The sequence below is a fragment of the Flavobacterium sp. genome (genome assembly GCF_027482425.1).
GTDB lineage: Bacteria > Bacteroidota > Bacteroidia > Flavobacteriales > Flavobacteriaceae > Flavobacterium.
Map to the genome: position 1 here is coordinate 1 of NZ_JAIXWA010000028.1, position 3,691 is coordinate 3,691.

Below are 3,691 nucleotides of genomic sequence, written 5' to 3' on the forward strand. Positions count from 1 at the left end.
AATTCGTGTGGGCGTAAGTTCGGTACCCAATCGTTTGCGACGGTTTTCTTCGTAATCGGAGAAGCCACCTTCAAAGAAATACACTTGGGAATCGCCCTCAAAAGCTAAAATATGAGTACACACGCGATCGAGAAACCAGCGGTCGTGGGAAATAATCACGGCACATCCCGCAAAATTTTCCAACCCTTCTTCCAAAGCTCGTAAAGTATTAATATCTAAGTCATTAGTTGGCTCATCAAGCAACAACACATTCCCTTCTTCTTTTAACGTCATGGCCAAATGCAAGCGGTTACGTTCCCCACCTGATAGAGTAGCTACTTTTTTATTTTGATCACTTCCTCCAAAATTAAATCGCGATAAATAGGCCCGTGAGTTCACTTGACGTCCTCCCATCATAATCAATTCTTGCCCATCACAGAAATTTTCCCAAATGGTTTTATTGGGGTCGATATTAGAATGGTTTTGATCTACATAGGCAATTTTAACCGTATCGCCCGTAGAAAATTCCCCTCCATCGGGTTGTTCCTCTCCCATGATCATCCGGAAAATAGTGGATTTACCAGCACCGTTTGGACCGATAATTCCGACAATTCCCGCCTGTGGTAAGGTGAAATTCAAATCTTCATACAGAATTTTATCTCCAAAAGCCTTTGAAACATGATGTGCATTGATCACATTCGTTCCTAAACGCGGACCATTGGGTATATAAATCTCCAACTTTTCCTCTAACGCTTTTTGATCTTCATTCAAAAGTTTGTCATAATTCTGTAAACGTGCTTTTTGTTTCGTCTGACGTCCTTTGGCCCCTTGACGAACCCATTCCAACTCGCGCTCCAAGGTTTTACGACGTTTTGAAGCTACTTTCTCTTCTTGGTCTAAGCGCTTGCCTTTTTGATCCAACCATGAAGAATAGTTGCCTTTCCATGGAATCCCTTCGCCACGATCAAGTTCCAAAATCCAACCCGCTACATTATCCAAGAAATACCGGTCGTGGGTAACTGCAATTACAGTTCCCGCATACTGTTGCAAATGTTGCTCCAACCACAATACCGACTCAGCATCCAAGTGATTGGTGGGCTCATCCAGCAACAAAACATCGGGTTGTTGCAACAATAAACGGCACAAGGCTACGCGACGTTTTTCACCACCCGATAATACGTTGATGGGCGTATCCCCTTCGGGCGTTCGCAACGCATCCATGGCGATTTCCAATTTGGTGTCTAACTCCCAACCGCCTACCGCATCGATTTTATCTTGCAATTCGGCTTGTCGGTCCATGAGTTTTTGCATTTTATCGGCATCTTCATAGACTTCCGGTAACCCAAACATATCGTTAATTTTATTGAATTCGTCCAAAACGCCAACAATTTCAGCCACTCCTTCACGTACGACTTCAATCACCGTTTTGGTTTCATCCAATTGCGGTTCTTGTTCCAAATAGCCCACAGTATACCCGGGTGCAAACACCACATCACCTTGGTAGTTTTTCTCAACCCCTGCAATGATTTTCAACAACGTGGATTTACCCGACCCGTTGAGTCCGAGAATCCCAATTTTGGCGCCATAAAAGAAACTTAGGTAAATATCTTTTAAGACTTGTTTGTTAGTACTCGAGTACGTTTTGTTGACTCGAGACATGGAAAATATTACTTTCTTATCGTCTGACATATGAGTTTAGAATTTAGAGTTTAGAATTTAGATTTTAGACGTTGGACGTTGGACATTAGACGTTGGAAGTTGGACGTTGGACGTTAGACGTTAGACGTTGGACGTTGGACGTTGGAATTTCGGGAAAATTTATAATTTACAATAACCCCATTTAAAATAATCTCACACTCGTCCTTTCAACGAGCTAAACACCCATGCATTGGCTAAAAATCCAACACCTACTGCGCCAAATCCCCAACCTGCGATTTCATTATAGCGAAAAACGCCCATTCCAATGAGCAATAACCCCATGATTATCATGATAAGCGTTGCCCAACCCAGTACTGTATTTTTATTCATTGCCATCGTTTCATTTTTTTAATAGGAAGGCAAATATCGGAAAAAAACTCAATTGAAAATCGTCACTAACAATTCCTTTAACAAATCGGCATGACTTATGGAATTGGCTCCTACACCTTTTCCTTTGGCATCTACTTCACGGAGTTTTGCCACGATAGCCGATACTTTCTTCATCGGGTAATGTCGGGCTGCCAACTCGTAATCTTTTACAAAAAAAGGACTAACTCGCAAAACTTTAGCCACGTTTGCCTGACTTTTATCTTTCAATCCATGGTATTGCAATACCTGGGTGAAATACGAGAACACCATGGCTGTGGTAACCACTAAAGGATTGTCTTTCGAATTTTGAGCAAAATACTGGGCAATGCGATACGCTTTTTTTTCATTTCGCTCCCCTATTGCTGTTCGAAGTTCAAAATTGTTGTAATCTTTACTAAACCCAATATTCACCTCAATATCATGAGGGGTAACCGCATGTCCTGGAGGAAAAATGATTTTTAATTTATCCAATTCATTGCTTATGCGGCTTAAATCATTCCCCAAAAACTCAACCAACATCGCCGCCGCTTTGGGTTCGATGCCCAAACCTTTTCCTTTAATCACCCGGGTAATCCAGGTGGCGACCTGATTTTCGTAGAGTTTTTTACTTTCAAACACTAAGCCGTTTTTTTCCAAGGTTTTGGTCACTTTCTTACGCTTATCCAAAGTCTTGTACTTGTATGCCAAAACCAATACGGTCGTGGGTTGGGGATTTTCGGCGTAGGACTCTAATTTTTCTATTGTCCGTGCTAATTCTTGGGCTTCTTTGACAATAACTACTTGGCGTTCGGCCATCATGGGGTAACGCTTGGCTTGTGCAATGACGTCTTCAATAGTCGTATCACGTCCGTACAACACCATCTGATTGAATCCTTTTTCATCCTCGGTGAGCAAGTGATCTTCAATATAATCTGTGATAATATCAATATAATAGGGCTCTTCCCCCATTAAAAAATAAATTGGGGCTATCGTTCCGCTTTTTATCGCATTGATGATATGTACCGCTTCGTCCATAGTTTATGTTTCCTTGGCTTGCGATGAAAAAAGTGTACTTTTGCCTCATGCAAGTACTCAATTTTCCACCGTTTTCCTTTCGCCTCAAAAATAGTGAAAATAAAACGGCAATATTTGACGCTATCCGGAAAAAATTTGTAGTCTTAACCCCCGAAGAATGGGTTCGACAACATACGGTACGGTTTTTACAAGAGGTAAAAAAAATTCCGATTTCCTATATCAATGTTGAAAATTCTATTGCACAAAATGGTTTAACTAAGCGTTACGATGTTGTTGTTTTTCAGAACAATGGAGGTATTTCAGTTTTGGTCGAATGCAAAGCCCCAGAGGTGAAAATTACCCAAGCTGTTTTTGATCAAATTGCACGGTATAATTTGGTGTTACGGGCAAAGTATTTGATGGTAACCAACGGATTGGAACATTATTTTTGTCAAATGGATTTTGAGGCGCAGACGTACATCTTTTTACCTGATTTACCTGAATTTAATTCTTTATAATACGTGAAATCTATTGCTGTTGTTGTTTTAAATTGGAATGGAAAAACGTTACTCGAAACGTTCTTACCTTCTGTGGTAAAACAGTCCGATTTGGCCCAGATTTATCTTGTAGACAATGCCTCTACCGATGATTC

5 protein-coding genes are annotated in these 3,691 nt (G+C 40.9%); 2 read left to right on the top strand and 3 right to left on the bottom strand.

Annotation, left to right across the window (positions count from 1 at the left end):
* The 3 genes from ettA to holA form a co-directional block, all read right to left on the bottom strand.
* Window positions 1-1,668, bottom strand: a 1,668-nt coding sequence (gene ettA, locus Q0037_RS02845) for an energy-dependent translational throttle protein EttA (protein WP_297515161.1), incomplete at its 3' end; no start/stop codon positions are given.
* Window positions 1,669-1,830: 162 nt separating this feature from the next.
* The gene (locus Q0037_RS02850; protein WP_297515165.1) at window positions 1,831-2,013 is read right to left on the bottom strand and encodes a CAL67264 family membrane protein; all 183 of its coding nucleotides are present in this window, start codon (window positions 2,011-2,013) and stop codon (window positions 1,831-1,833) included.
* Window positions 2,014-2,055: 42 nt separating this feature from the next.
* Window positions 2,056-3,060: a DNA polymerase III subunit delta gene (holA, locus tag Q0037_RS02855; RefSeq protein WP_297515167.1), complete on the bottom strand. Its 1,005-nt coding sequence runs from the start codon at window positions 3,058-3,060 to the stop codon at window positions 2,056-2,058.
* A 47-nt stretch (window positions 3,061-3,107) separates the two neighbouring features.
* On the opposite strand from holA, the gene Q0037_RS02860 reads away from it, so the two are divergent.
* On the top strand, window positions 3,108-3,557 hold the full coding sequence (locus Q0037_RS02860) for a type I restriction enzyme HsdR N-terminal domain-containing protein (RefSeq protein ID WP_297515170.1): 450 nt from the start codon (window positions 3,108-3,110) through the stop codon (window positions 3,555-3,557).
* A 3-nt stretch (window positions 3,558-3,560) separates the two neighbouring features.
* A partial coding sequence (locus tag Q0037_RS02865) for a glycosyltransferase family 2 protein (protein WP_367274073.1) occupies window positions 3,561-3,691 on the top strand: 131 nt, incomplete at its 3' end.